Raw genomic sequence first — 21578 nt, 5'->3', positions numbered from 1 at the left:
TCCCATCACTTCTGCGGCTGCGGCAGCTGTTGCGGCTGCTGCTGGTATTGCTGCAGCAGCGACTGCGGCGGCGTGGCCGCGTTGGCCGGCGCGCCTGGCGGCGGCGTCGGCGCTGGCGGCACGGGACGCGTCACCATGTTGCCGCCCACCGGCTGGCCATCCTGCAAGGCCGGCAGCACAGGCGTGCCCAGGTCTTTCAGCATCAAATTGCCTGAAGCCGGCACGGCGGCCGTCTCGGCCGAACGCATGTAGTCGTAGCGGTCGGCCGCCAGGCTGCCGCTCTGCTCCTTGTTGCGCACGATGACAGGGCGCAGGAAGATCATCAGATTGGTTTTCTTGCGCTCGCGCGTCTGGTACTTGAACAGGTTGCCGATCAGGGGAATGTCGCCCAGGCCGCGCACTTTTTCCGCATTGTCGCCCGTGCTGTCCTCGATCAGGCCGCCGAGCACGATGATCTGGCCATCGTCGGCCAGCACATTGTTTTCGATCACGCGGTTGTTGATGGTGATGCCGCTGACGGCCGTCGACGTGGATTTGTCCACGCTCGACGTTTCGTGATAGATGCCCAGCTTGATGGTGCCGCCTTCGGAAATCTGCGGACGCACCTTCAGGGTCAGACCCACTTCCTTGCGGTCGATGGTCTGGAACGGATTCGTGTTGGTGCCGGCCGTGCTCGTGTACTGGCCCGTCAGGATAGGCACGTTCTGGCCCACCTTGATGGTGGCCAGCTCGTTGTCCAGGGTGATCAGGTTCGGCGTCGACAGGATATTCGCGTTGCCGTCCGATTCCAGCGCATGCGCCACGGCGCCCAGGCCCAGCGCGCCGTTGATCTGCTTGAAGATGCCCAGCGTCAGGCCGCCCGTCGGCAGCACCTTGCCGCCGCCCAGCGCCAGCTTGGCGATATTGTTGTCGGTGCCGCCGGCGAACGACTGCAGCGCGCCCACGCGGTAGCTGCTGTTGCTGTCGCCGGAAAGCCCCAGCCACTGCACGCCGAATTCGGAGGCCTTGGCCGACGTCACTTCGACGATCAGCGCCTCGATGTAGACCTGGGCGCGGCGCACGTCGAGCTGGTCGATCACGGCGCGCAGGTTGCGGTAGACAGCCTCGTTACAGGTCAGGATCAGGGTGTTGGTGGAAGCGTCGGCCTGGATGAAGCCGGCCGCGCCGCCCGACGACAGCTGCTGCGGTCCGTTGCTCAGCGAAGCGCCGCCCGAGGTGCCGCTTTGCGTATTGCCGCCCAGGCCAGTGCTGTTCATGCCGCTGCCCTGGTTATTCTGGTTATTCGTATTCAGGCTGTTGCTGGTCGGCTGCTGCGCCGAGGCGGCCGTGCCGTCCGACGTCACGACCGAGCGCAGGGTTTGCGCCAGCTTGGTGGCGTCCGCATTTTTGAGGTACACCACGTGCACATTGCCCAGCTGCGTGGTGGGCTGGTCCAGCTTCGAGATCAGCGACTTGGCCAGGTTGGCGCGCGCCGCCGACGGTGCGCGCAGCACCAGCGAATTGGTGCGCGGATCGGCCAGCACGGAGACCTTGCCCGCATCGGCCCCTGCAGCGCCGCCCGCATTCCCGCCTTCCATCAGTTTGTTCACCATCGAGGCCAGGTCGGACGCGATGGCATAGCGGACGGGGATCACGTCCAGGTCCGTCGAGGCGGGCACGTCGAGCGCGGCGATGATCTTCGCCAGGCGCTTGAGGTTATCCGCGTAATCGGTGATCACCAGCGAGTTGTTGCCCGGGTTGGCGTTGATCGTGTTGTTCGGCGAGATCAAGGGGCGCAGCACGGCCAGCAGGTTGGCCGACGATTCGTAGTTCAGGTAAAACACCTGGGTGGCGATCTGGTCGCCCTTCACCTGGCTGGCGCCGTTGCCCACCTGGGTCGGCACGGACTGCAGCTTGGCGTCCGCTTCCGGCACCACTTTCGCATAGCCGTCGCCGGAGACCACCGCATAGCCTTGCAGGCGCAAGGCCGATGCCAGCAGGGCGAAGGCCTGCGTCTTGCTGATGGATTTTTCCGACACCAGCGTGATCGTGCCCTTGACGCGCGGGTCGATGACGAAATTGATGTTGGTGTAATGGCCCACCGCCTTAATCACGGACTCGATGTCGGCGCCGACAAAATTGAGTGCCGCTTCGTCGCCGGGCGCGGCCCAGACGGGCGCCGGCATGCCGGCCACGGAACAGCACAGCAAGGCGGCGGCCGACAGGCGGCGCAGCGAGAAGGTGGATTTATTTGGGCTCACGGATGGTTTTTTCATTGTCTGAACTCTAAGGCGATGATGTTTTTTTCGCTATTGCTACGGCGCTGTCCCAGCAAATTCAACAAACTCGCCAAGGTCTCTTCATATCCTGCTGCGGCCTGGGCCTGGCCGGAAAACTGCATGCGCCCCTGTTGCAGGCTGCCGCTGCCGTCGAGCAGCAGCGGTCCCCTGATGGAGCGCAAGGTCAATGCCGCCTGCTGCCCCTGCCAATCGAAATCAAGCTCATAACTGCCCAGCGGACGCAAGGACGACAGGCGCGACGCCATGTCCGTCATTTGCAAGGTCGTGCGGCCGACGGCGGAAAACTGCTGTTTTTCCAGTGCCAGCTGCAGGGTGCTCCACGACAGGCGCATGCTGCCCGTCGGCGCCACGGTATTCAAAGGTGCCCCCAGGCCGCCCAGGCCATCGGCCGGCAGCAGCAGGGCCGCCGGGCTGACCTGCCAGTGCGACCATGAGCCGCGCAGGTTCACCGCCTGCGACAGCGCCTGCGCATTCTGCAATTCCACATCCACCGATCCCCACAGCACGGATGGCGAAATGCGCCAGCTGAAGCGCCCCGGCAGCAGCGGCGTCACGGCGCCATTCGCGCTGGCCGCCCCGCCGATAAAGGCCGAGCCGCGCCACAGGGTACCTTGCGCATCGCCCAAGGTCAAACGTCCGCCCGTCTGCTTTTCCACGATACTGGCCACCCAGCCGGCCGGGAAAAACACCAGCAGGGTGACGCAGACGCTGACGATGATGGCCAGCAGCCAGGCAAGCAAGCGCATCATCGCGCCGCGCCCGGGCTCTGATGCAGGGTCAGGCTGGCATCGACCAGTCCCGCCTTGCCCTGCGCCGTGATCTTCGCTTCCTGCACCGCCACGCGGCCTTCGCGGCGCAAGCCGTCCAGCCACAGCATGACGCTGGCAAATGGCACGCCATTCAGCTGCACGCGCGCGTACTCTCCCGTCAGCGACAGCGATTGCGGCGCCAGGCCGCGCGCTTTCAGCGAGGCGTCAATGCTGTCACGGCTCATGGGTGCCACCTGCACGGGCGCCTGGCGCGCCAGGTCGCCCGCCTCACGCGCCAGCGCCTGCAGCTGGGCCGCGTTCTGGCGCAGCTCGGGCAAGCTCTTTTGCAAGGCGATGCGGCCCGTCCAGGCCGGCTCGAAGAATATGGCGTAGACGAGGGCCAGCCCCGCCACCACGCCGCCGATGCTCAAGAGCTTGCGCTCCTGCTGCGTGCGCTCGGCCCAGAAGGCCTGCACGGCCTGCTGCTGCCCCGCCCACGCGGCGCGCGCCTTGTTGACTGCTGCACTCATGCTTTTGCTCCCGTGGCCGGCGTGATCTTCCACACGCCCGGCGCCGTTTCATTCAAGGCCAGCTTGCGCGCGGCCAGGCCGTCGCGCACCTGCGCCTGGGCGCTGGCGTCGACCATGTCCGGCTTCAGCCTGACGATCAGGCTGCGCTCGCGGTATTCCAGCGACGCCACCACGCCGCGTCCGGCCAGGCCGCCCAGCGCTTCGCCCAGCGCCGCGCTCATGCTGGTGAAGTCATCCATGCTGGCTTGCCCGCCCTGCAGGCGGGCAGCAGCGATATTGCGCCGCATCTGCTCCGCTTCCAGGCCATACACGGGCGCTTCGTTCGGATACGCAGCCTTGAAGGTTTGCTGCATCGAGGTGCGCACGGTGGCGGCCTCGCGCTTCAGCCGCATCCATTCGATATTCATGCCGGCCAGGTTGACGATCACGGCCAGCAGCGCCAGGCGCAGCGGCCAGCGCCAGCGGCGCCATTCGGTGGCCGATCCCGTCGCCGTGCCCAGGGCGGCGGCCAGGTCCAGTCCCGCATTTTTGGCGCCGGCGATCCAGTGCGCCCAATGGTCAAGCTCCACCGTCACGCCATCCATGCCGGCAGCGAGCTGCTGATACTGCGCCAGCTCGGCCTGCGCCACATAGACCGTCAGGGGCACGTCGCCGGCAAACGCGCGCGTCGTCAGCAGCGCCTGCTGCGGCTGGGATGGCAATACCAGGCCCAGGCCCTCCTGCGGCGCCTGGCGCAAGGCCAGTTCCAGGCCGTCGCCGCTTGCCTGCAGGGCGGCCGTCACGCTGCCCGGCTGCAAAGGCAGGCACAGCTGCGACGGCAGCAGCGCCACCTTGCGCGCGCCCTGCGCCAGCAAGGCCTTCACCAGTACCTCGGCCCAGGCGCGCTGCGCCACGGCCACCGTGCGCATGCCGGCGGCATCGGGCGCGCCGGCGGCCAGCAGGCAATCCTGGGTGTCGCCAAGGATGTGTTCTTCCACCAGGCCGGGCAAGGCCGCGCGCAAGCGGGCGCCGGCCAGCGGCGGCGTTTTCAGGCGCAGCAGGGTCACGTCGGCAGCGGCCAGCAGCAGCACCACCTGCTTCGCGCCGGCGATCAGCTGGCCCAGGCTGCCCAGCGGCGCGCTGCCTTGCTGCAGCAGGGCGCCGCCGTCGCCGGCCAGCACGAAGGAGCAGGCAGGCGCGCTGTCGGTGGACGCCTTGGCCGGGTGACGGATATACAATATTGTCAAAGTGACTCGCTTTCAGCTGTTAATTTTCCCGCAACCAGACCAGGCTGGTGGTGCGCTGCGGATCCGTTTTTCGATTGATGAGCGCCACGGCATCCAGGGCGGCACGGTCCAGCCGCACGCGGATGACGGTGAGGAAATAGCGGCTCTTCACATCGAGTTCCACGCCTTCAATCAGTTCAGCATTAATATTATTCTGGAAATTTGCTTTATCGACAAACTTTTTGCGCGGATTGCTCAAGGTCAGAGCGCTGGCCTCGGACAGCGACATCATCGTCACGGCCGCCAACACCTCGGCCGGCGCCGTATTCACGTTGACTCCCGTGATCTCCGGCAAGATGATGACGACATCGCGCAGCTGCTCGACCATCTGCGGCGTATAGCCGGGCACGGCCAGCAAATCCTCGACCTGCGTGAAGGCCACCGGCTCGCTGCTGCCGCCCGTGGCAGGCGTGGCAACGGGCGTCTTGCCATCGGCGCCGCTGTCGGCAGTGCGTGGTTTCGGCCGCGCGCGCAGCACGGCGTCGGCCGTCGCTTGCGCCAGGCCACTGTCGAGCTTCATGTTGGCCAGCAGGCGCTGGTAGGCCAGCACCTGTTTCGGATTGATGCTGCCCGTGGCGTCGACCAGGTTGGTGATATTGAAGCGCGCCTGCGCATCGAGCGCGCGGCCCGAGACGGTGGCGTCGAATTTTTCCGTGTCGACCTTTTCGCGGTCCACATAATCGTCGAGCCGCGCTTCCTCGATGGGCGTGGCCCACACGCCGTCGGCGGCCGTCAGCATGGGATTGTCCTGGCGCAGCCAGAAGCGGGCAAAGTCGACCATGCCGCGCATGGCCCACTGCGTCTGCAGGCGCAAACGCTGGTTTTCCATCGAACGCACTTGCACCTGCTGTTGCCAGAACAGGCTGGCGACGACAGTAATCGCCAGCGCCGTCAGCAGCAATGCCGTGATGACGGCCACGCCGCGCTGGCGCGAAGGGCGCGTAAACGGCTTCATCCCGGCCCCAGTAAAAAGACTTTGGACAGGCCCGCGTCCTGCCCCGGCATCTGCAAGGTCACTTCCAGGCCCGGCACCTGCTTGGAGATGGTGGCGCCCGCCGTCAGCACGTTCCAGGCGCCATTGCTCCAGCCGCGCATGACCATGCTGTCGACACCCTGCATCAGGGCCACGTCGGCGCTGGAGGTATCCGTATCGTCGCGCGCCGCCTGCCACAAGGTGTCGAGTACGGCCAGGTCGCGCGTGCCGTTCGACTCGCGCCGCGTCAGCACGCCGCCGCGCAGGCGGTAAGTGACCACTTGCAACTGTTGCGGTTCCTGTTCCGACGCGGCCAGGCGCACGAGGGTCAGGCGGTCATTTTCCGCCGACAGGTTGATGCGGCCATTGAGCAAACTCGTGCTCAAGCCGGCGCCGGCCAGGTGGTCGCAATCGCTCTGCATCTGGGCAAACGCCAGCTGCATGCCGCGCGCCTGCTCGAGCTGGCTGGTCAGCACTTCGCGCGAACGCATGATGCTGTCCAGACCGCGCCAGCCCAGCACGGCGACCATGGCCAGGATGCCGATCGCCACGAGCAGCTCGATCAGGGTGAAACCGCCAGCAGGAACAGTGCGGCGCGCCATCAGTCGTTAAAGGAAAGTAACACCAGGCGCACGATGCGCCGGGCCGGATATTGCGCGTCATACACGTTGACGCGCACTTGCCGGATGCGGGGATTCGGCGTGGCCACCACTTCTTCTTCACAGATCAGTTTCAGGTCGCCCTGCGGGCAGTCGACCGTGCGCTTGCCCGTCTGCGGGAACGTCTTCGCTAGGCGCAAGCGCACCAGGTGGTTTTCCGCCGACCAGGTGGCCATCATGGCACTGCGCAAGCCATCGCTGTTCTGCGTCAGGCTGCCGACGGCGCGCAGCGAGGCGCCCAGGGCCGTGCCGACGATGACGAGGGCGACCAGCACTTCCAGCAAAGTGAAGCCGCGCTGGCGGCCATGACGTGGGAGCCGCATCATTGCTCGACCGTGAAGTGGCCGATGCCGTCGGCGCGGATGGCCACACTGCGTTCGCCGCTGGCCAGGGTCAGCACGAAAGGCTTGTCGACCGGTTCGCGGCCGAAGATGATGCGCAAAGGCTGGGCTACGCTGTTCGACGGCTGCACGCTGAGCAGCATGGGCGTGTTGGCAAACGCCCGCTCGCGCAGCAAATCGTCCTGCGTCACGGGTTGCCACAGCTTTTCATTGAGGACCAGGAAACGGTATTGATTTTCGTCAGCCTCGAACGCCACCTGCCGGCTGCGCACGATGGCTTCATCGCGCGCCAGTTGCAGCAGCAGCGCGATGCGCTCGGCTTCCTTCTGCAGCGCTTGCTGGCCATTCGGCATGGCGTTCAGCGACACCAGGCCCAGGGTGACGCCGATGATGACCATCACCACCAGCAGCTCGATCAGCGTGAAGCCGCTGGCGCGGGGCCGGGGCAGTGCACGGCCGGTGGTCATGGCAGGCATGCAATGGAAAACTTACAGTTCCCAGGAGCCGATATCGGCATCGTCGCCGCTACCGCCAGGCTGGCCGTCGGCGCCCAGCGAAATGATGTCGACTTCGCCTTTCACGCCCGGCGACAGGAACTGGTACGGGTTGCCCCATGGATCCTTCGGCATCTTTTCCAGGTAACCGCCCGCTTTCCAGCCATTCGCGGCCGGTCCCGTGGTCGGTTTTTCGATCAGCGCCTGCAAGCCCTGTTCGGTGGTCGGGTAGCGTTGGTTATCCAGGCGATACAGTTTCAAAGCTTGCATCACGGTGGCGATATCGACCTTCGCCGCCGCCACTTTCGACTCACCCGTGCGGGCGATCAGCTTGGGCACCACCAGCGACGCGAGGATACCCATGATCACCACCACGACCATGATTTCGATCAAAGTGAAGCCGCGCGCGCGGCGCTGGCGTATCGAACGGTTTGCTGCGTTTTGCATAAGAAAGAGAGAAGAAGGTGAGTAATGAGTGCAGAGTATAAAGCGGAAATATGACAAAGCCTGTCATATAGGGAAAAATTTCTGCGGGGGCTGTCAGGCCGGCAAGACCACTTCGCCGCAAACGGCGCAGCCGGGGTCGCGCGCGACGCGCATGCTGCTCCATTCCATGTGCAAACCGTCGAGCAGCAGCAGCCGTCCGGCCAAGGACTCTCCCACGCCCATGATCAGTTTCAGCGCTTCGGCCGCCTGCATGGCGCCCACCACGCCCACCAGCGGCGCGAAGACGCCCATGGTCGAACATGCCTCGTCCGTGAACTGCTGCTCCTGCGGAAACAGGCAGGAATAACATGGCTGCTTGCCCGTGCGCGGGTCGAACACGCTCACTTGTCCGTCGAAACGGATCACGGCGCCCGACACCAGCGGCACCCTGGCCGCCACGCAGGCGCGGTTGACGGCGTGGCGCGTGGCGAAGTTGTCGGTGCAGTCGAGCACCACCGTGCTGGATAAGACCAGTTCGGCCAGTCGCGCACCGTCGAGGCGTTCCTGCAAGGCGATGATGTCGATCTCGGGATTGATGCCGGTCAAGGTTTCGCGCGCCGACAGCACTTTCGGCTGGCCCACGCGCGCCGTCGTGTGGGCGATCTGGCGCTGCAGATTGGTCAGGTCGACCGTGTCGTCATCGACGAGGGTCAGTTTGCCGACGCCGCTGGCCGCCAGGTACATGGCGGCCGGCGAGCCGAGCCCGCCCGCGCCGATCACCAGCACATGCGCATCGAGCAAGGCTTGCTGGCCTTCGATGCCGATCTCGTCTAACAGGATGTGGCGCGAGTAGCGCAGCAGCTGATGGTCGTTCATGGCGGCGACTACGGTTTCCGTACAGGAGTCTTCTTGTCATCGGCCTTGATGTCGGAAGCAATTTCCGGCTTGGCGCCGATCTTCTCCGCCTTCGGGTCCACCTTGGCCAGCTGCACCGGCAAGCCCTGGAAGTGGTTCAAGGCTTGCTGCAGCTGGAAGTCATCCTTGGCGCCGTATTCCAGCGGTTTGCGCTTTTTCGCCGTGGCGATCAGGCGCTGCTCTTCTTCCAGCTGATCCTGCATGCCTTCCATCGTCGGCTTGGCCGCTTCCGGCTTGCCGTCGTTGCTGCTCAAGTGTTTTTCCAGGTCCGCCTCGCGGATGCGCAGGCTGTTCCAGCCATCGCCTTCGGCCGTTTCATCGACCAGCAGGTCGGGCACGATGCCGCGCGCCTGGATGGCCCGGCCTTTCGGCGTGTAATAGCGGGCCGTCGTCAGCTTGACGGCCGTGTCGGCCGTGATCTGGCGCAAGGTTTGCACGGAACCCTTGCCGAAGGTTTGCGTCCCGATGACGGTGGCGCGCTGGTAATCCTGCAAGGCGCCGGCGACGATTTCCGAGGCGGACGCGGAACCGGCATTGACCAGCACCACCAGCGGCACGGTTTTCAGCGCGGCCGGCAGCTTGGCCAGCGGGTCGGCCTTGGCACCCGGCGGCGCATAGAATTCGCGGCGGCCATAGAACACCTGTTTCGACTCGGGCAACTGGCCCTTGGTGGACACGATCACGGAGTTGCCCGGAAGGAATGCTGTTGCCACGCCGATGGCGCCCGGCACGACACCACCGGGATCGTTGCGCAAGTCCAGCACCAGGCCCTTGAGCTTGGGGTCTTGCGCATACAGCGCGTTGATCTTTTTGACCATGTCATCAACGGTCGGTTCCTGGAATTGGGCGATGCGCAGCCAGGCATAGCCGGGCGCGACCATCTTGGCCTTCACGCTTTGCACGCGGATTTCCTCGCGCACGATGGGAAACACCAGCGGCTTGCTCTCGCCCTTGCGCGACATCGTCAGCACCAGCTTGCTGCCAGGCTGGCCGCGCATCTTCTTGATGACTTCTTCCAGCTGCAAGCCTTTCAGCGGGATATTGTCGAGGCGGGTGATCAGGTCGCCCGCCAGGATGCCGGCCTTGGCGGCAGGGCTGTCCTCGATGGGCGAAACGACTTTCACGTAGCCGTCTTCCATGCTCACTTCGATGCCGATGCCGACAAACTTGCCCTGCACGCTTTCGCGCATTTCCTTGAAGGCATTCTTATCGAGATAGACAGAATGCGGGTCCAGGGACGACACCATGCCGGAAATGGCTTCCGTCAAGAGTTTCTTGTCTTCCACCTTCTCGACGTAATCGGTCTTGATCAGGCCGAAGACGTCGGACAGCTGGCGCAACTCGTCGAGGGGCAGCGGGGCATTCGTGATTTTCTGCGCCACTGCCGGGAACTGCAGCGACATGCCGATGCCGGCCAGTACGCCCAGACCGATCAGGCCGATACTTTTGACTTTGATACCCATGTATTCTTCGCAATCTACAAATTCGCTGCCGCAGCAATGGTGGGAACTTAAAACTTCACCCAGGTGGCTGGATCGAAGGCGCGGCCCTGATGACGCAGTTCAAAGTATAGCCCTGATTCCTCGTTGCCGCCGCTGTTGCCCGCGCTGGCAATGGCGTCGCCGCCCTTGACGGCGTCGCCCACGCGTTTCAGCAGCGATTGGTTATTGCCATAAATACTCATGTACTGGCCGCCATGATCGACGATGATCAAATTGCCGAAACCGCGCAGCCAGTCGGAAAACACGACACGGCCGCCGGCGATGGCGTGGATCTCGCTGCCTTCGCCCGTGCGGATGAACACGCCCTTCCAGCTGGGGCCGTCACCGCGCTTGCTGCCGAAACGGGCCGCGATCTTGCCCGCCACGGGGGCGCGCAGCTGCCCTTTCAGGCTGGCAAAGGCGCCGGCTGGCGCGGCCGGGCCCAGGCTTGGGCGCTCCGGCTCCGGTTCCGGCTTCGGTTCGGGTTTCGGCGTCACCTTCGCCGCTTGCGGCGGTTCGTCGTCGTCGATCGGTTCCAGTTTCACGGGCGGTGGTGGCGGCGTTTGCGGCTTGATCTTGCCCGACTTGTTTTGTTGCTCTTTCGCAATGCGTTCGCGTTCAGCCTGCGCCTGGGCGGCCTTGGCGCGCGCGGCCAGCAAGCGTTCGCGTTTTTCCGCCGCGATCTTGGCGTCGGCGGCTGCCTTGGCGGCGGCCCGTTGCTCGGCCAGCAATTGCTGGCGTTTCTTTTCCGCTGCGGCAGCGGCGGCCTGCTCTTCGATCAGTTTTGCCAGCTTGTCGACCAGGTTGCCCATGCGCTGTTCGTCGCGCTCGACATTGCCCACTTCCTTGCGCTGCGCCACCAGGCGCTGAGACAAGCTCGTCAGCAATGCCGCGCGGCGCGCCTTCTCCTGCACCAGCAGGGCTTTCTGGTCGCGCTCTTCCTGCGCGATTTCTTCCAGCTCATCCTTGGCGTTCTGCACGTCCGCCTGGTTTTTCTCCACGGCCAGCAAGTTGGCGCGCAAGGCTTCCAGCAGGCGCGCCTGCGCCTGCGACACATATGCCATCAGTTGCAAGTCGCGGTTGATGCGGTTGGGGTTGTCGCCCGACAAGAGCAGCTTGATGCGGTCTTCGTTGCCGGCGACATATTGTTCACGCAGCAACTTCGACAGCTGCGTCTTTTGTTTCTCGACGGTGGCCGTCAATTGCTGGTGCTCTTGCCCCAGCGCATTGAGTTTCACACCCGTCTCGCTTTGCTCCTGCGCCAGGTCGCGCAAGGCGCGGTTGGCGTTGGAAATGGCTTCTTCCGATTCGGCCAGAGTATCGGCCGCGTCATCCTTGGCGCTTTCCGTGCGGCTGATGTCGCGCTTGAGCGCCGTCAGCTTTTGTTGCAATCCAGCACGTTGTGCTTCCGCGGCCGCCTTCTGCTTGCTGCGTTCGGTGGGCTTGGCGCCCTGCGCGGCACCGCTGGAAAGCAGCAGCGCCAGGCACAGCATGGCACCGGCGCGCCACGCCGGCAGGAGTCGTTCAGCAGAGGGGGCGATGGCTGTGCCGCGGAAGAAAGACGACAAGTTACTTGGCCTTCCCTTGGTTCGCCACGGCCGCTTGCGCTGCCGCAATCGCTGCCGGGTCGCCCAGGTAGTAATGACGGATCGGTTTCAGGTCGGCGTCCAGTTCATACACGAGCGGCTGGCCGTTCGGGATGTTCAGGCCGACGATGTCGCTGTCGCTGATGCCATCGAGCATCTTGATCAGCGCGCGCAAGCTGTTGCCGTGGGCCGAAATAATGATTTTCTTGCCGGCGCGGATGGCCGGGGCGATTTCTTCATCCCAGGCCGGCATCACGCGCGCCACGGTGTCTTTCAGGCATTCGGTCAGCGGAATCGACGCTTTCGGCAAGCCGGCGTAGCGCGGATCGTTGAACGAGGCGCGGTCGTCGTCTTCCGCCAGCGGCGGCGGCGGGGTGTCGTAGCTGCGGCGCCATACCAATACTTGCTCGTCGCCATACTTGGCGGCCGTCTCGCCCTTGTCCAGGCCTTGCAAGGCGCCGTAGTGGCGCTCGTTCAAGCGCCAGTCGTTCTTGATCGGCAAATACATCATGTCCATCTCGTCGAGCGCCAGCCACAGGGTGCGGATGGCGCGCTTCAGGACGGAAGTGTAGGCCACGTCGAACGTAAAACCTTCCTGCTTGAGGATCTGGCCGGCGGCCTTGGCTTCGTTGACGCCCTTTTCCGTCAGATCGACGTCGGTCCAGCCGGTGAAGCGGTTATCGAGGTTCCAGGTGGACTCGCCGTGACGCATGAAAACGATTTTGTACATAGTTCTATCTTCTCAAGGGGTTCAAATCAAAAAAGCAAAACGTAAAAAGACCTCGTCCAGCTTCTATTTTATAATGCGCGGATTGACTTAAACCATTGGACCCTACGTGAAATTCATTATCGACCACATTTTTCTGTTTGCCATCGTCATTATTTCCGGCGGCGCCCTCCTCTGGCCACTGCTGTCGATGCGCGGCAAGCGCGCGACCGTGCTGGAAGTCACGCAACTGATCAACCGTGGCAAAACCATCATCGTCGATGTGCGCAGCGCGGAAGAATTTGCCACGGGCCACTTGCCTGACGCAAAAAATATTCCGCTGCCGGAACTGGCAAAACGCATGGGCGAGCTGGAAAAATTCAAAACGCGCCCCATTGTAGTGGTTTGCCAGAAAGGTTCGCGTTCGGCAACCGCCGTCGGCCTGCTGGGCAAAGCCGGTTTCGCTGAGGCAACGAGCCTGGAAGGCGGCCTCGACGAATGGAAAAAGCAGGGTTTGCCATTGAAAACCTTGTCGCTGGCGAAATAAGCCGGCCTTAACTGAAGGAATCATCATGACCGTACCTGTTATTGTTTACAGCACCGCCGTGTGCCCGTATTGCGTGCGCGCCGAGCGCCTGTTGGAAGCCAAGGGCGTGACCGTGCAAAAGATCCGCGTCGACCTCGACCCGGAAGAGCGCATCAAGATGATGGAACGCACGGGCCGCCGCACAGTGCCGCAGATCTATGTGGGCGATACCCACGTGGGCGGATTCGACGATTTGTATGCGCTCGATCAAGCCGGCAAGCTGGACCCCTTGTTAAATGGCACGGCAGCCTGATATAAAGCGGGTTCGAGAAATTGCTTGGTTTTTTGTCGTATTGTTTTGATACAATTGCCCTCGCACCTGATCTGGCCGCGCCTACCCGGCGCGGTTTTGAATACCGCAAGCACCATATTTGAACGGTGTGCCGTTCTTGTCCTTTACAACGAAAGCGTTCCATGTCTGACGAAAATCTGCAACCAGTCTTCCAAATCCAACGCGTCTACCTGAAAGACATGTCGCTGGAACAACCAAATTCCCCAGCTATTTTCCTGGAACAAGAAGCACCAGCGATCGAAGTAGCTCTGGACGTGGGCGCTGCGCCTCTGGCCGACGGCATCTTCGAAGCCACCGTGACCATCACCGTGACCGCCAAAGTCGGCGAAAAAGTCGCTTTCCTGGTTGAAGGCAAGCAAGCCGGTATCTTCGAAGCACGCAACATTCCTGCTGATCAACTCGATCCGCTGCTGGGAATCGGCTGCCCGAACATCATCTACCCTTACCTGCGCGCCAACATCGCCGACGTGATCACCCGTGCCGGCTTCCCGCCAGTGCACCTGGCCGAGATCAACTTCGAAGTGTTCTACCAACAACGTCTGCAAGCTATTGCTGACGCCGCTGCCGCAGCACCAGCAGCCAGCGAAACGCACTAAGAACATCTCACCAAACCTGCTGCGCGGCGCGCTTTGCGGCCTGTGATGCTCGCTGTGCTCTAGCACAGCTGCGCTTCTCGGCCACAATGCACTGCCGCTCGCGACGGTTTTGTGAGTGTTCTATACTGCAGGTAAGAAACGGCGGCCTGGCCGCCGTGTTTCGTTAAGGTTCAAAAATATCATGTTGAAAAGTGCGCTCTTGAGCAAGTTCCGCTGGATGGCCGGCGCCGTACTGCTGCTGGCGACCGCCGCCAGCCATGCCGTCGATTTCAAAACGGTGGGCGCGGCTCCCGTGATCCTGTACGACGCACCGTCCTCCAAGGGCGGCAAGCTGTACGTGGCGCCACGCGGCATGCCGCTGGAAGTCGTGCTCAGCTACGGCGAATGGGTCAAGGTGCGCGACGCCAGCGGCGAAATGGCCTGGACGGAAGCCAAGGGCCTGTCGGCCAAGCGCAACCTCGTGGCACGCGCCGCGAACCTCAAGGTTCGCGCCAGCCCCGACGACACCGCCTCCGCCATCATCCTCGTCGACAAGGGCGTGCTGCTGGAAATGAGCGAGCAACCGACCTCCGGCTGGGTCAAGGTGCGCCACAAGGATGGCCAGAGCGGCTACGTCAAGACCAGCGAAGTGTGGGGCATGTAAGCACCGCACCCGTTCCCCCTGCCCCATTGAGGTTGCATGCAAGTTTCTCCTGAAGTCACTCCCGATATCATTCCCACCGCCCGCAAGATCACCATCCTGGGCGCTGGCGCCTGGGGCACGGCCGTGGCGATGGCCCTGGCCGGCCGCCACGACGTGCTGCTGTGGGGCCGCAATGGCGAAGCCATGGCCGCCATGGCCGCCAGCGGTGAAAACAGCTATTTGCCAGGTTTCCCTTTGCCGCCCCAACTGCGCATCGGTGCCGATTTCGACGCCGCCGTCGCGCATGCCGACGGCGAACACGGCCTCTTGATCGCCGCCTGCCCCGTGGCGGGCTTGCGGCCCATGCTGCATCAATTGAAAGACAAGGCCATCGGCAACCTGGTGTGGCTCTGCAAAGGCTTTGAAGGCGGCACGGGCTTGCTGCCGCACCAGATCGTGCAGGAAGTGCTGGGCGACAATATTCCCGGCGGCGCCCTGTCCGGCCCTTCGTTCGCGCAGGAAGTGGCGCGCGGCTTGCCGTGCGCGCTGACCATCGCCTCGCACAGCGCCGCCTTGCGCGGCGCCGTCGTCTCGGCCTTGCATGGCGGCACCATCCGCGTGTATGCGAGCGAAGACCTGGTGGGCGTGGAAGTGGGCGGCGCCGTCAAGAACGTGCTGGCCATTGCCACGGGCGTGGCAGACGGCCTGGGCCTGGGCTTGAATGCGCGCGCCGCGCTGATCACGCGCGGCCTGGCGGAAATCACGCGCCTGGGCACGGCCCTGGGCGGCCAGACGGAAACGTTCATGGGCTTGACGGGCATGGGCGACTTGATTTTGACGTGCACGGGCGACCTGTCGCGCAACCGCCGCGTCGGCCTAGGCCTGGCGCAAGGCAAGGCGCTGGCCACCATCGTGGCCGAACTCGGTCATGTGGCCGAAGGCGTGCCCTGCGCCAAGGCCGTGCGCGAACTGGCGCGCCGCATGGGCGTCGACATGCCGATCACCAACGCGGTGGCCGGCGTGCTGTTCGACGGCGATTTGCCGCACGTGATGGTGCAGCAACTGCTGTCGCGCGATCCGCGCGCCGAAGCGGCTTGAGCGCCAGAAAAAACCTAACGTCCCGCCTTGTGCATGAGTATGGTCAGTAATAACAGGCTGTCTTCGCGCGCTTCCAGGGCGTGCGCCTGGCCGCCGAGCAGGTACAGCATCTGCCCCGGCCCCAGCAGCTGCACGCCGCCATGCGCCGTCACCGCCACCTGCCCCTGCAGGCACAGCAGGGTGATTTCACCGAGCACATGATGCTCGGGCATGGTCTTGCCCTTGGGCATGCACATGCGGATCAATTCCAGTTCGTCCGTCTTGGCCAGCGCAATGGCGGAAAACTGCGACAGGTCGTCGCCGTCCCTGCGCAGCACCTCGATCACCTGTCCTGAACTTGCGTGCTCCAGTGCCATCATGTGCTCCTTCCGCAATTACTCGGTGACTTCCTCCGGCTCTTTCGCGCCGCGCATCCACTCGACCAGCGGCCACGCATCCTTCAAGCCTTCCGCCAAGGTCGGCAGCAGTTTCTCGGGCGCGTTGACGGGCAGCGGCACTTCGGTCCAGACAAAAAAGCTTTTCAGCTTGATGAATTCGATATGTTCGGCATCCGCCTCGAAACCCTTGGGCGGGCGCTGCAATTTGCCCTCGTTCTGGATGGTGCCGAAGCGGGCCTTCAAGCGCTTATTCTTCAGCACTTTGGAGAAACCTGGCGCGTCGTTGACCATGTGTTCGCGCAGCGCCTTCAGGCGGCCCGGTGGCGGCATGTATTCGCCGGCGCCGAACAGCAGGTTGCCCTGGCCATCGATCTGCAGATAATACGTGGGGCCGCCCGCCTTGCTGGGACGGCGCATGTCGTTCGGCGCGATGGCGGCCGAAAAACGCGTTTTATACGGGCTCTTGTCGTGCGCGAAACGCACGTCGCGGTTGATGCGGAACATCGCCTTCTTCGGATTGCAGTACTTCACGGCCGGGTCAAACTTGCCCAGCTCACCGATCAGGCTGGTAACCAGGGCGAGGAATTCCTCGCGCAGGATATCGTAGCGGGGCTTGTTCATGACAAACCAGGGACGGTTGTTGTTGTCGCTCAGTTCACGTAAAAATTGGGTCAAATCACGCACATGCATGTGTCAAATTCCGATCAGCAACTATTTGGAAAGCTCTTTCGGGATGGGGCGCTTGCCCACCATCACGTCGAGCGCCGCTTCGCGATTCTTGCGCAGCACCGTCATTTTAGCTTTTCCGCCGGGCGGCAGTTGGGCGATCAGGTTCAGCATTTCCGTCGTATCGCCCACGGGCTTGCCATCCACCGTCAGCAGGATGTCGCCGGGCACGATGCCCGCCTTGTCGGCCGGCCCGTTGCGCACCACGCCGGCGATGATGGCGCCGCTGGTGCGCTGCAAGTTGAAGCTTTGCGCCAGCTCGGGGGTGATGTCCTGCGTTTCCACGCCGATCCAGCCGCGCACCACGTGGCCATCCTTGATGATGGCTTCCATCACCGTTTTCGCCGTCGAGACGGGAATGGCGAAGCCGATGCCGACGGAACCGCCGCTTTGCGAGTAGATCGCCGTATTGATGCCGATCAGATTGCCGCGCGTATCGACCAGGGCGCCGCCCGAATTGCCGAAGTTGATGGCCGCATCCGTCTGGATGAAGTTTTCAAAGCTGTTGATGTGCAGGTTGTTGCGGCCCAGGGCGGAGATGATGCCCATGGTCACCGTCTGGCCCACGCCGAAGGGGTTGCCGATGGCCAGCACCACGTCGCCCACGCGCGCCAGTTCCGACTGGCCCAGCACGATGACGGGCAGCTTGTCGAGGTCGATCTTGATCACGGCCAGGTCCGTTTCCGGGTCCAGGCCCACGACCTTGGCGGGCGCCTTGCGGCCATCGGTGAGTACCACTTCGATTTCGTCGGCGCCTTCGACCACGTGGTTATTCGTCAGCACATAGCCTTCATGGCTGACGATGACGCCCGAGCCGAGGCTGTTTTTCAAGTCCTCGCCATCCTCGCCGTCCGGGTCGCGGTCGCCGAAGAAACGTTTGAAGAAGGGATCGCGCGCCAGCGGATGGGCGCCGCGCTTGGGTACTTGCAGGGTGAGGATATTGACGACGGCGGGCATGGCGCGCGCCGCCGCGTCGCGGTAGGAACCGGGCGCCAGGCTGCTGGACGCCGTTTCCACCACGGGCACCGGTTTCGCAGGAGAGCCCAGCTGCTGTACCCGGCTGGCCGGGCGCAGCGCGCCGTACACAAAGTACAGCGCCAACGCGATCGTCACGGTTTGCGCAAACAATAACCAGAATCGTCGCATACAGTTCTCTGCCCAGGTCAGCCGGCCCGTGCCGGAACGACTTATTTTGCCAGATTGTTGCTGTTGCGTGCGTTCTGCTGCAGGGAGTCGCGGATTTCACGCAGCAGCACGATGTCTTCGGGCGTGGCCGGTGCCGGCGCCGGCGCGACCGGTTCGCTGCGGCGGGCCTTGTTCATCAGGCGCACCATCTGGAAGATGATGAAAGCAAGAATGATGAAATTGAGCAAAATGGTCAGGAAGTTACCGTAGGCCAGCACGGCGCCCGCCTTTTTCGCTTCCACCAGGGTCATCGTTGTCGCCTGGCCATTCAAGGGCAGGTAGTAATTGGCAAAATCGAGGCCGCCGAAAATGCGGCCGATGGGCGGCATGATCACGTCTTGCACCAGGGAATCGACAATCTTGCCGAAGGCGCCACCGATAATGACACCGACCGCCAGATCGACGACATTGCCTTTCATTGCAAATTCTTTAAATTCCGTCATCATTGCCATGAATTTCTCCTTCGGATAGATATAAAAACATGCCGATCATACTATTGATTCCTGGGGACACCAACTTGTGGTTGCCAGCAGGACCAATTCCGGCACAGCCGTGCGCATCTAGTTCGAAAGAACTAGCCACCTCCTGCAAAAGTATATAAATTATGGTACAAGCAACGTTTTTGTTTTATTCGTTGTTTGCTTCACTTATAATTTGCGGTTGCCAGAAGTGGCTTTTTCGCTTCCGGATAATCAACAAGAAACTGGCACGGGCTGCGCCATTGGCCGAAGTTCCGCAGGGATGTTGCCACTTTACCGTACAAAGATGCGGGTTGCGGCAAACAGTGGGAAAGAGCTTCGGCGACGGGTTTTTCGCGGCTGCCACTCATAATAAAGATTCGCATTTTGACTGATTGGGGTTTGCATGAGTAACGAAAAGCAGGTCGATTCAGGCCGTCGCGGCTTGCTCGTCGCCACGTGCGCGGCGGGCAGTGTAGTTGGATTGGCAACCGCGGGAGCCTTGGTAAGCACCTTCCAGCCGTCGGAGCGCGCGAAAGCGGCTGGCGCGCCGGTCGAAGTAGACATCACCACCTTGCAACCCGGCGAAATGCGCACCGTCGAATGGCGCGGCAAGCCGGTCTGGATCCTCAAGCGCACGCCGGAAATGATCGCGTCGCTCAAGCAAACCGATGGCAAGGTCGCCGATGCCAATTCACAACGCAATCCCGCCGAATTCACGCCTGAATACTGCATGAATGAAGCACGCTCGATCAAGCCTGAAATTCTCGTCGCCGTCGGCATCTGCACCCACCTGGGCTGCTCCCCTTCCTCGAAATTTACCCCTGGCCCGCAACCGTCGCTGCCCGATGACTGGGAAGGCGGCTTCCTGTGCCCTTGCCACGGCTCCACCTTCGACATGGCAGGCCGCGTGTTCAAGAACAAGCCGGCGCCGGACAACCTGCAAGTGCCGCGCCATATGTACCTGAGCGACACCAAATTGCTGATAGGTAAAGACGAGAAAGGCGAGGCTTGATCATGGCTGCTTTCAAAGAGACGAAATTCCCGGCAGACGCTCCCGTCGCCGAAAAAGCACTGGGCTGGGTCGATGACCGCTTTCCCCTGACCAAGCTGTGGAACGACCAATGGGGCAAGTACTACGCCCCGAAAAACTTCAATTTCTGGTACATCTTCGGCTCGCTGGCCATGCTGGTGCTGGTGCTGCAGATCGTCACCGGCATCTTCCTGACCATGCACTACAAACCGGATGCGGCCCTGGCCTTCAATTCCGTCGAGTACATCATGCGCGAAGTGCCGTGGGGCTGGCTGGTGCGCTACATGCACTCGACGGGCGCCTCCGCCTTCTTCATCATCGTCTACCTGCACATGACGCGCGGCCTGCTGTACGGCTCGTACCGCAAGCCACGTGAGCTGATCTGGCTGTTCGGTTTCGCCATCTTCCTGTGCCTGATGGCCGAAGCGTTCTTCGGCTACCTGTTGCCATGGGGCCAGATGTCGTACTGGGGCGCACAAGTGATCGTCAACCTGTTTGGCGCCATCCCGCTGATCGGCCCTGACCTGTCGCTGTGGATCCGCGGCGACTACGTCGTGTCCGATGCGACCCTGAACCGCTTCTTCGCCTTCCACGTGATCGCCATCCCGCTGGTACTGCTGGGCCTGGTTGCAGCGCACTTGATCGCCCTGCACGAAGTCGGTTCGAGCAACCCGGACGGCATCGAAGTGAAAGAAAACCTGGGCGCCGACGGCCACCCCCTCGATTCGATTCCTTCGCATCCGTACTACACCGTGCATGACCTGTTCGGCGTGTCGATCTTCCTCGTCATCTTCAGCGCCGTCGTCTTCTTCGCGCCGGAAATGGGTGGTTATTTCCTGGAATACAACAACTTCCTGCCGGGCGATTCGCTGAAGACCCCGCTGCACATCGCGCCAACCTGGTACTTCACGCCGTTCTACTCGGTGCTGCGCGCCACCACGGCCGACTTCATGTACGTGCTGATGGGTGTCGTGGCCGCCTACGTGGTGTTCATCTGGCTCAAGTCGCGCCTGTCGACGACCGTCAAATCCATCATCGCCGGCATCGCCATCGTCGCCATCATCGGCATGCTGCCGCAGGTGCTCGATGCAAAATTCTGGGGCGTGGTGTTCTTCGGCGGTTCCGTCGTGATCCTGGCGTTCCTGCCATGGCTCGACCATTCGCCGGTGAAATCGATCCGCTACCGTCCGACCTGGCACAAATACATCTATGCCATCTTCGGCCTGTCGTTCCTGATCCTCGGCTACCTCGGGACCCAGGCGCCAACGGATACGAAGACCATCGTGTCGCAAGTGTGCACCCTGATTTACTTCAGCTTCTTCCTGTTGATGCCATGGTGGAGTGCAATGGGCCAGTTCAAGACCGTGCCGTCGCGTGTGACGTTTCACCCGCACTAAGCCGCTCTCACGCCACGCTCAAAGGACATACATCATATGAAGATTGCAAAAAAACTGCTCGCCATCCTGGCCTTCGTGCCCGCCATGGCTCTCGCCAGCGAAGGCGGCTTTCCGCTGGACAAGGCGCCTGACCGCCAGACCAACATGGCAGCGCTGCAACATGGCGCCAAATTGTTCGTCAATTATTGCTTGAATTGCCACGCCGCCGTGTCGATGCGCTACAACCGCCTGCGCGACCTGGGCTTGACGGAAATCCAGATCAAGGAGAATCTGTTGTTCTCAGGTGATAAAGTAGGCGACCTGATGACGACGGCCCTGGCACCGCAGGACGCCAAGGCCTTCTTTGGCGTCGTACCGCCGGATTTGTCGGTAATTTCGCGCGCGAAATCATCTTCCGCTGGCACAGGCGGCGACTACCTGTATACTTACCTGCGTACGTTCTATAAAGACGACACTCGTCCGACCGGCTGGAACAACATGGTCGTGCCGAATGTTGCCATGCCGCATGTATTATGGGAATTGCAAGGTATCCAGACTGCCAAGTTCGTGGAAGAGAATGATCCGCACGAAGCTGGCAAGAAGATCCACAAATTTGCCGGCTTCGAGCAGGTCAAGCCAGGTACGTTGAACAAGATCGAGTATGACAATGCGGTAGCCGACCTGGTCGGCTACATGGAGTGGATGGCCGAACCGGCACAGCAAACACGCAAGCGCCTGGGCGTGTGGGTGCTGCTGTTCCTGTCGGTCTTTGCTCTGCTGGCATGGCGCCTTAACGCGTCGTTCTGGAAGGAAGTCAAATAAGTG

Annotated in this window: 25 protein-coding genes; 8 read left to right on the top strand and 17 right to left on the bottom strand. The window is 62.6% G+C overall.

From position 1 onward, the window contains the following. Positions 1-5 precede the first annotated feature (5 nt). The 13 genes from gspD to gpmA form a co-directional block, all read right to left on the bottom strand. Positions 6-2255: a type II secretion system secretin GspD gene (gspD, locus tag O3297_RS25855; RefSeq protein ID WP_070258553.1), complete on the bottom strand. Its 2250-nt coding sequence runs from the start codon at positions 2253-2255 to the stop codon at positions 6-8. Further along, positions 2252-3028 carry a type II secretion system protein N gene (locus O3297_RS25850; RefSeq protein WP_034783563.1) on the bottom strand — a complete coding sequence of 259 codons (777 nt, stop codon included), beginning with the start codon at positions 3026-3028 and terminating at the stop codon, positions 2252-2254. The genes gspD and O3297_RS25850 overlap by 4 nt, the downstream gene beginning before the upstream one ends. Then, entirely contained in the window at positions 3025-3558 is a 534-nt protein-coding gene (gene gspM / locus O3297_RS25845) for a type II secretion system protein GspM (RefSeq protein WP_305050792.1), read from the bottom strand. Before gspM ends, O3297_RS25850 begins: the two co-directional genes overlap by 4 nt. Then, positions 3555-4784: a type II secretion system protein GspL gene (gspL, locus tag O3297_RS25840; protein WP_305050791.1), complete on the bottom strand. Its 1230-nt coding sequence runs from the start codon at positions 4782-4784 to the stop codon at positions 3555-3557. The genes gspM and gspL overlap by 4 nt, the downstream gene beginning before the upstream one ends. Positions 4785-4803: 19 nt before the next feature. Beyond that, positions 4804-5778 (bottom strand): type II secretion system minor pseudopilin GspK, encoded by a 975-nt coding sequence (gene gspK, locus O3297_RS25835; RefSeq protein ID WP_070258549.1) that lies wholly within the window; start codon positions 5776-5778, stop codon positions 4804-4806. After that, positions 5775-6398, bottom strand: coding sequence for a type II secretion system protein J (locus tag O3297_RS25830; protein ID WP_034783569.1), 624 nt, complete (start codon positions 6396-6398; stop codon positions 5775-5777). The genes gspK and O3297_RS25830 overlap by 4 nt, the downstream gene beginning before the upstream one ends. Further along, complete coding sequence (gene gspI / locus O3297_RS25825) at positions 6398-6781, bottom strand: type II secretion system minor pseudopilin GspI (RefSeq protein WP_034783570.1); 384 nt, start codon at positions 6779-6781, stop codon at positions 6398-6400. The genes O3297_RS25830 and gspI overlap by 1 nt, the downstream gene beginning before the upstream one ends. Then, positions 6778-7272, bottom strand: a complete 495-nt coding sequence (locus tag O3297_RS25820) for a GspH/FimT family pseudopilin (protein WP_046681998.1) — start codon at positions 7270-7272, stop codon at positions 6778-6780. Before O3297_RS25820 ends, gspI begins: the two co-directional genes overlap by 4 nt. A gap of 12 nt (positions 7273-7284) precedes the next feature. Next, positions 7285-7737, bottom strand: a complete 453-nt coding sequence (gene gspG, locus O3297_RS25815; RefSeq protein ID WP_034783572.1) for a type II secretion system major pseudopilin GspG — start codon at positions 7735-7737, stop codon at positions 7285-7287. A 93-nt stretch (positions 7738-7830) separates the two neighbouring features. Continuing rightward, positions 7831-8592 carry a HesA/MoeB/ThiF family protein gene (locus O3297_RS25810; protein ID WP_092609305.1) on the bottom strand — a complete coding sequence of 254 codons (762 nt, stop codon included), beginning with the start codon at positions 8590-8592 and terminating at the stop codon, positions 7831-7833. Between the two features lie 8 nt (positions 8593-8600). After that, on the bottom strand, positions 8601-10094 hold the full coding sequence (locus O3297_RS25805; protein ID WP_034783575.1) for a S41 family peptidase: 1494 nt from the start codon (positions 10092-10094) through the stop codon (positions 8601-8603). A 47-nt stretch (positions 10095-10141) separates the two neighbouring features. After that, positions 10142-11605 (bottom strand): murein hydrolase activator EnvC, encoded by a 1464-nt coding sequence (locus O3297_RS25800; RefSeq protein WP_305050841.1) that lies wholly within the window; start codon positions 11603-11605, stop codon positions 10142-10144. Between the two features lie 76 nt (positions 11606-11681). Then, positions 11682-12428: a 2,3-diphosphoglycerate-dependent phosphoglycerate mutase gene (gene gpmA, locus O3297_RS25795; protein ID WP_034753030.1), complete on the bottom strand. Its 747-nt coding sequence runs from the start codon at positions 12426-12428 to the stop codon at positions 11682-11684. A 106-nt stretch (positions 12429-12534) separates the two neighbouring features. On the opposite strand from gpmA, the gene O3297_RS25790 reads away from it, so the two are divergent. The 5 genes from O3297_RS25790 to O3297_RS25770 all read left to right on the top strand — a co-directional run bounded on the left by O3297_RS25790 (position 12535) and on the right by O3297_RS25770 (position 15598). Further along, positions 12535-12951, top strand: coding sequence for a rhodanese-like domain-containing protein (locus O3297_RS25790; RefSeq protein WP_070220898.1), 417 nt, complete (start codon positions 12535-12537; stop codon positions 12949-12951). A gap of 25 nt (positions 12952-12976) precedes the next feature. Continuing rightward, positions 12977-13243: a glutaredoxin 3 gene (gene grxC / locus O3297_RS25785; RefSeq protein WP_034783579.1), complete on the top strand. Its 267-nt coding sequence runs from the start codon at positions 12977-12979 to the stop codon at positions 13241-13243. 161 nt (positions 13244-13404) lie between these two features. Further along, entirely contained in the window at positions 13405-13878 is a 474-nt protein-coding gene (secB, locus tag O3297_RS25780) for a protein-export chaperone SecB (RefSeq protein ID WP_034783580.1), read from the top strand. A gap of 181 nt (positions 13879-14059) precedes the next feature. Continuing rightward, positions 14060-14521, top strand: coding sequence for an SH3 domain-containing protein (locus O3297_RS25775; protein WP_034783582.1), 462 nt, complete (start codon positions 14060-14062; stop codon positions 14519-14521). Positions 14522-14557: 36 nt separating this feature from the next. Beyond that, positions 14558-15598 (top strand): NAD(P)H-dependent glycerol-3-phosphate dehydrogenase, encoded by a 1041-nt coding sequence (locus tag O3297_RS25770; protein WP_070258537.1) that lies wholly within the window; start codon positions 14558-14560, stop codon positions 15596-15598. Positions 15599-15612: 14 nt separating this feature from the next. On the opposite strand, the gene O3297_RS25765 is transcribed toward O3297_RS25770, so the two are convergent. Genes O3297_RS25765 through mscL form a run of 4 tightly spaced genes read right to left on the bottom strand, consistent with a single transcriptional unit; the run spans position 15613 to position 18338 of the window. Further along, positions 15613-15957, bottom strand: a complete 345-nt coding sequence (locus tag O3297_RS25765; protein WP_225317152.1) for a hypothetical protein — start codon at positions 15955-15957, stop codon at positions 15613-15615. 15 nt (positions 15958-15972) lie between these two features. After that, positions 15973-16665 (bottom strand): DUF2461 domain-containing protein, encoded by a 693-nt coding sequence (locus tag O3297_RS25760; RefSeq protein ID WP_092609311.1) that lies wholly within the window; start codon positions 16663-16665, stop codon positions 15973-15975. A gap of 21 nt (positions 16666-16686) precedes the next feature. Next, positions 16687-17847: a Do family serine endopeptidase gene (locus tag O3297_RS25755; RefSeq protein WP_070258533.1), complete on the bottom strand. Its 1161-nt coding sequence runs from the start codon at positions 17845-17847 to the stop codon at positions 16687-16689. 41 nt (positions 17848-17888) lie between these two features. Next, positions 17889-18338, bottom strand: coding sequence for a large conductance mechanosensitive channel protein MscL (gene mscL, locus O3297_RS25750; RefSeq protein ID WP_305050782.1), 450 nt, complete (start codon positions 18336-18338; stop codon positions 17889-17891). Positions 18339-18750: 412 nt separating this feature from the next. On the opposite strand from mscL, the gene petA reads away from it, so the two are divergent. Genes petA through O3297_RS25735 form a run of 3 tightly spaced genes read left to right on the top strand, consistent with a single transcriptional unit; the run spans position 18751 to position 21575 of the window. Continuing rightward, entirely contained in the window at positions 18751-19359 is a 609-nt protein-coding gene (petA, locus tag O3297_RS25745; protein WP_034783594.1) for a ubiquinol-cytochrome c reductase iron-sulfur subunit, read from the top strand. Positions 19360-19361: 2 nt separating this feature from the next. Continuing rightward, positions 19362-20774, top strand: coding sequence for a cytochrome bc complex cytochrome b subunit (locus O3297_RS25740; protein WP_230522813.1), 1413 nt, complete (start codon positions 19362-19364; stop codon positions 20772-20774). A gap of 36 nt (positions 20775-20810) precedes the next feature. Next, a complete protein-coding gene (locus O3297_RS25735) occupies positions 20811-21575 on the top strand; it encodes a cytochrome c1 (RefSeq protein WP_305050779.1) in 765 nt (254 codons plus the stop codon). Positions 21576-21578: the final 3 nt, after the last annotated feature.

This window comes from Janthinobacterium sp. SUN128, assembly GCF_030587275.1.
Lineage (GTDB): Bacteria > Pseudomonadota > Gammaproteobacteria > Burkholderiales > Burkholderiaceae_D > Janthinobacterium > Janthinobacterium lividum.
This window is presented reverse-complemented; position numbering and strand designations above follow the sequence as displayed.